Source organism: Wolbachia endosymbiont of Nasonia vitripennis, assembly GCF_048054115.1.
Lineage (GTDB): Bacteria > Pseudomonadota > Alphaproteobacteria > Rickettsiales > Anaplasmataceae > Wolbachia.
In genome coordinates, this window is sequence record NZ_JAFEVF010000045.1 from 1 (window position 1) to 5,292 (window position 5,292).

The 5,292-nt window shown below is 33.8% G+C and carries 6 protein-coding genes; 3 read left to right on the plus strand and 3 right to left on the minus strand.

Translation table 11 applies throughout. The annotated features are described in order from the left end of the window. Window positions 1–386: 386 nt before the first annotated feature. Genes JR053_RS04800 through rimM form a run of 3 tightly spaced genes read right to left on the minus strand, consistent with a single transcriptional unit; the run spans window position 387 to window position 2,206 of the window. Entirely contained in the window at window positions 387–1,079 is a 693-nt protein-coding gene (locus JR053_RS04800; protein ID WP_010403238.1) for an inositol monophosphatase family protein, read from the minus strand. Then, complete coding sequence (gene efp / locus JR053_RS04805; protein WP_010403241.1) at window positions 1,080–1,646, minus strand: elongation factor P; 567 nt, start codon at window positions 1,644–1,646, stop codon at window positions 1,080–1,082. A gap of 59 nt (window positions 1,647–1,705) precedes the next feature. After that, window positions 1,706–2,206: a ribosome maturation factor RimM gene (gene rimM, locus JR053_RS04810; RefSeq protein WP_007302194.1), complete on the minus strand. Its 501-nt coding sequence runs from the start codon at window positions 2,204–2,206 to the stop codon at window positions 1,706–1,708. 97 nt (window positions 2,207–2,303) lie between these two features. Between rimM and JR053_RS04815 the strand changes: the two genes are divergently transcribed. Genes JR053_RS04815 through JR053_RS04825 form a run of 3 tightly spaced genes read left to right on the plus strand, consistent with a single transcriptional unit; the run spans window position 2,304 to window position 5,161 of the window. Then, window positions 2,304–2,624, plus strand: a complete 321-nt coding sequence (locus JR053_RS04815; protein WP_010403259.1) for a DEAD/DEAH box helicase family protein — start codon at window positions 2,304–2,306, stop codon at window positions 2,622–2,624. Beyond that, the gene (locus JR053_RS04820; protein WP_010403261.1) at window positions 2,621–2,821 is read left to right on the plus strand and encodes a hypothetical protein; all 201 of its coding nucleotides are present in this window, start codon (window positions 2,621–2,623) and stop codon (window positions 2,819–2,821) included. The genes JR053_RS04815 and JR053_RS04820 overlap by 4 nt, the downstream gene beginning before the upstream one ends. A 15-nt stretch (window positions 2,822–2,836) precedes the next feature. Then, the gene (locus JR053_RS04825) at window positions 2,837–5,161 is read left to right on the plus strand and encodes a hypothetical protein (protein WP_010403263.1); all 2,325 of its coding nucleotides are present in this window, start codon (window positions 2,837–2,839) and stop codon (window positions 5,159–5,161) included. Window positions 5,162–5,292 lie beyond the last annotated feature (131 nt).

The window sequence follows — 5,292 nt, forward strand, 5'->3', positions numbered from 1 at the left end:
CAAACCTTTTTTGATAGTATGCATATTGCTTATCAGAAAAATATTGATAGCATTAAACAGGATGCTGATTTTGGTTTTGACTTTGTTAATTCTTCTGTCAGTTAATTCATGCCTGTCAGATCAAGTCTAAACTATTACACATGAAAGTAGCTAACACTGGGATCTATAGCTCACACAGGTAAAGTTTACTCTTTTGTCATCCTATGGCTTGACCATAGGATCCAGTCTAAACAATCTGGATTCTAGTGTCACGTGCTGGAATGACACCTATTTGTTCCTATAGTTGTCTTTTCTCGTCTATCTTATTTTGCCACCCTGCTGCAATGAGGGGTAGGTAAGACCATTTATTATTTTCACTACGTGACTTTTGCTCTTTTGAATGAACTTTAGTTTATATCTCCAGCAATGACAAGCGCGTTATCTTCCCTTACTCTCCCACCGCTTTCTTGCAGAAAAAGCCTACCGAGTGAAGTTTTATATTTATTAATTCCAGAGTAAATTATTCCATTGTATCTTCCGGCAGCAAGATATGCAAAACCTAGTACCGTTGAGCCAAGGGAGCGTAGATTATTATTGTCAAGTGGTAATTTATTTAACAAATTACCACTTATGTCTATTATTCCCCCTTCACGAGCTTTCATCCGCATTTTTACATGGCGAGATTTGAAATCTTCAAGAAAAGCTCCTTTCTTTTCCTCTGCCCAGAAAGTTTCTCTAAGCGCTGGAGCATCAATCACAGCTGCTACAACTCTGTTTTTATGAATGAGACAAACTGATACTGCAAAATAAACCATACAACTAAAAAGGTTTTCCTTGCCTTCTATAGGCATAATAAACCAAGTATAACTGCCGTCTTTTAGATCTTGGCCCACATCGTCTTCAAAAATAAAGTCATAGTTCTGGTTGTAGTTTTTCAAGCAATCGTATATAAGTTGCTTGGATTTTGAATAAGTTTTATTGATAAAGTCTGCTGACTTAACGCTTGAAATTTGCAATTCATTAAAATCACGTATAAGCTGCTTGGAGGCACTGCGTACAGAATCAAGCATCACATTGATTCGTGGTGATGAAATGGCCATTTACTCTTTTACTCTTTCGTAATAGCTGTTATCAGGAGTATGTACTACAATTTTATCCCCTTCTTTTATAAATTGAGGCACGTTAACACGTATTCCGTTTTCCAAAATTGCAGGCTTATAAGAAGCAGTAACAGTCTGCCCTTTGATAACAGACTCTGTTCCTTTTACAGTTAGTGTAACGTGATCAGGCACATGTGCAGAAATTATTTTATCTTGATAAGTTACTACTTTAATTTTCATATTATCTTGCAAATAAGCCTTCTTTTCCCCTAATAAGTCTAAATTTATAACAATCTGCTCGTAACTACTTGGATGCATAAGATTTACGATATTCCCTTCAGTAAAGAGATAAACATATTCCTCTTCATCTAAAATTGCCCTTCTGATTGTTGCATCAGAGCGAAACCTCTCATAGTACTTTGCTCCTGTTTGGATATTTTTCATTTCAGCTTGTATATATGCACCACCCTTACCAGGTTGAGTATGCATAATACTTATAACCGAAAATAAACCACCGTTATGTTCTAGTACCTGACCTGGCCTGATATCATTAGCCCTTTCTGCCATAATTACACTTTTAATTTAGTCTGATGATTATAAATAACTTTATACAAATATCAAAATTTTTATTGGCCAATGAATTCTGGCATGTTGATTACTATATATCTTTCCTTCATGTTGATGTATGGAAATATTTCTTTAGTGAAAGATAGCATAATGTTTTTTTTTGTGCTGATAACCAAAATTTCTAATATATCCCCTGAGCCAAAATTATGTACAGACTTCACATAGCCATATAATTCATTACTTTCTAATCTTACTTCCATATTCACAAGATCATTTTGGTAAAATTCATCCTCATCATTTAATTGTGGTAGCTTATTTCTCTCTATATATAACTTTTTATTTCTTAAAAGTTCTGCTTCATTACGGGAGTTCACACCGCTAATTGTTGCTATTACTAAATTATTACTGACAACAGACACCAAGCTTATTTTATAATTTTCACTTCCGCTTATTAGTTCACCATATAGGAAAATATTTTCGGGCTTTTCAGTAAAGGTTTTTATCTTAACAGCTCCTTTGATTCCATGGGGAGAAGTAATTATTCCGAGGCATATATTCATATTAATATGATAGTTGAAATCAGCTTTTTGTCTATAGAATTGACAATTTACTGAATTAACATACAATTAATATTGTGATAATTATAGTGGATAATGTATGAGTTCTATCAGCAATCAAGAAAAGCAAAGTATTATAAGTGGCTTAGAAGAAATCAACTGTAAGTTGCAAGGTGAATCTATAAAACTTGATGATACAAAGGAATCTATAATAGTAGCACGTCGTAAACCTGTTGTTGAAGGGGTATTAGAACATCTACGCAACCCTTCTACTACTAACTGTAATGTTATGATCGATGCAGAAACTGGGTTTGGCAAGACTTACGATATTGGAATACTGAGTCATGTACTAACCCAAGCAGGGTTTCATCATCTGGTTGCAGTACCAAGTAGTGACCTAGTGAATCAAGCTAAAAAATGATGAGCAGTGCATTTACTGTAAACATTAGGACACCTAAAACTGCTGAGGAAATTAAAAATGCACTGAAGGCAACTAAACCTACAACAATTATAGTGACACATGACCTGTTATTACAGCAAGAAAATGATCGTAAATTTAAAGACCAAAATACCAAGTTGTGGATTAGTGTTGATGAAGCAGACAGTATTAACAAGTAGCAGGATTTTGAGAACATGTGCAAGCTTGATGAGAAATATCCTACGACTTACCTCACTGCAACACCAAAGAGAAGGATTTTAAATAGATGCGGAAAAGTTATCAGCCCGACAAGATTGAGTAGACGTTGTATTGCAAACGCCATCGAAACAGCAAGTGTTATTGCAAAAACCAATAGGAGAACAAATTTCACTCTAGCATTTGTAGTGAATATTGCTGTTACTATAATACCTATGATTACATTATTTCCTGTTATAAATAGTAATGTTGCTGCTGTAATTGGTCTAACTTCAGATTATTGGCTGTATTCTGCTTTGATTGGAAACTTATATTATACAATTTCTATGTTTATATTTGGTATAGTAATGTTGCCAATTTGGTGGGTACTAACTAAAGCAACTGGTGTAGAGTCAAAAGAACTGCTTTCTAGATTTCTTGCTAACGTGCGTAGCTTATTTACTAGAGAAAAATCGAGCCCAGCTCATGAATATGTTGAAGAGAGCGAAGAAGTTTTTAATTACAATAAGCTTGTTGATACCGATGATTTATTAACTTCTATAAGATGGAATGTGCAAAGCCCAATTGGAGAAAGTGCTCTGCTTTTAGCTGATGATGTAAATAGTATAGTTAATCTTAACTTTGCGTTGCAGGGTAGAGATAATTTAGTATATGAAGGTAGTACACGTTATGAAGTGTATAATAAATTTCAGCCTGAAGGGATATCTTATCAAGACTATAGGCTCAAGTTACGCGAAGCGAACTTTATAAGCTGCGTTAAAAAGCAACATCCTAGTCTGACAGAAGAGCAGATATCTGAATTAAAAGAAAAGGTGGATTTCAGTAGTACTGCTGAATATCTAAAATATAGAGTAATGCATTCAATGATCGATCTTACTCTCTCATATTTAATGAAGTGTGATAATATTACTTTAGATAAAAAAAGAAGAGAAGGTTTGAGTGAATTGATAGAAGATGTTAAAAAGAATGTTAGCACCACTAATGATAACAATATTATAAGCTACCTAGAGAGAAAAGGCTTTAGTGAGCAATTTGCTAGAGATGAGCTCTTACTGCAAATAAAGACAGTAATTGAAGCACTGAGTAAAAGTGATAATGAGCAATGCAGCTTAATAGTTGATAATTGGCGCTTAAGCAAAGAGCTCCATGACCTCATGGAAAGAGAGGAAGGTATACTACATAGTCTCATTGATTTCTGCAAACAAAATAAATGTATCTTTGCAGGAATTGGGAAAAATGATCTTGGTATTGGAGAAAACAGACTCTTTTCAGCGATAATACGTAATCAGATAGGTGGATATCGAACTCTTTATTGTGATTATGAAAAAAGAGATTTTGATTCATTGGCTAAATATGCGTTGACAACGGTTATAGATGGATCGAAAGGTCGTGGATTTGATAGTGAATATAATCATGTTGCATCAATATTTGCAGATTCGGTTAGTCAGTTCAATAATCCATCTGAAGCCCTACAGAATCTTGGAAGAAATAGAGAGCGTAATGAGAGCAGACAATCATGGTTTTTCGCTGCTGCAGGTGAAGAAGTTGAGCTATTTGTGAATAAGATCTTAGCAAATTTTAAAAACGAACCACAGAAATTTTGTCAGAAAGTTTTGTTTCCAGCTACTAATAAATACAATAAGTTGCTAAAAAATAGAATGGGAGAAGAACTTGGAAGAAAAATAGAAATCTATATTAGTAAAAATATTGATGCATTAGGAAATATTGATGATTCAGCTCTGAAGAAGTTTTCTAGTGATTTGATAAAAGAAACGTATGAAAAAGTTCATGATATAAATGATTTTGATGTCAAAAAGACAGAACAAGATTTACATAGGATTTTAAAAAGTACAGAGGCATACCTTCGTTCATATGAGAACAGAATTAAAAACAACGGTAAATTATCTTGCACATGCTCAGCTTTATTTTCTGTGGGGAGTGCTATAACAAAGGTAATGTATTATCTTTGGGCAGGGTTTGACTATTTAGTCTTTTTGGCTAAAGCGTACAATATAGATAAATCTGGAGATACCAGTGCAAGAGCGTATGTACACATAATCAGAAACTGTCACTGTGAAAGTAGTGTGAAGGCGCAAAATGTATTGGTTCATGCATTAGAAATTGCCAAAGAACATGACAGCAGTTTCAAAAGAAATAGTTTGTACGAAGGCAATGAGGATAGATGTAAAGAAAAAATCATCTCATATTTTCAATCCAAGCAATATATACGTGCATTAGATAGAACAATTGCTCAAATTGAAAATAAACACTTGGTAACAATTTTGAAAGCTGTAGGCTACGAAGATGATGCTAATAAAATGTAATAGTTTAGACTTGATCTGACAAGCAAACAAAGTAAGATAAAAATATAGACAAGTTTTAAAGGAGTGTCAGATATGAATACAACACAAGAAAAAATACTAAAACCAAAGTTGGGATTGCTAGAACTTGCAAA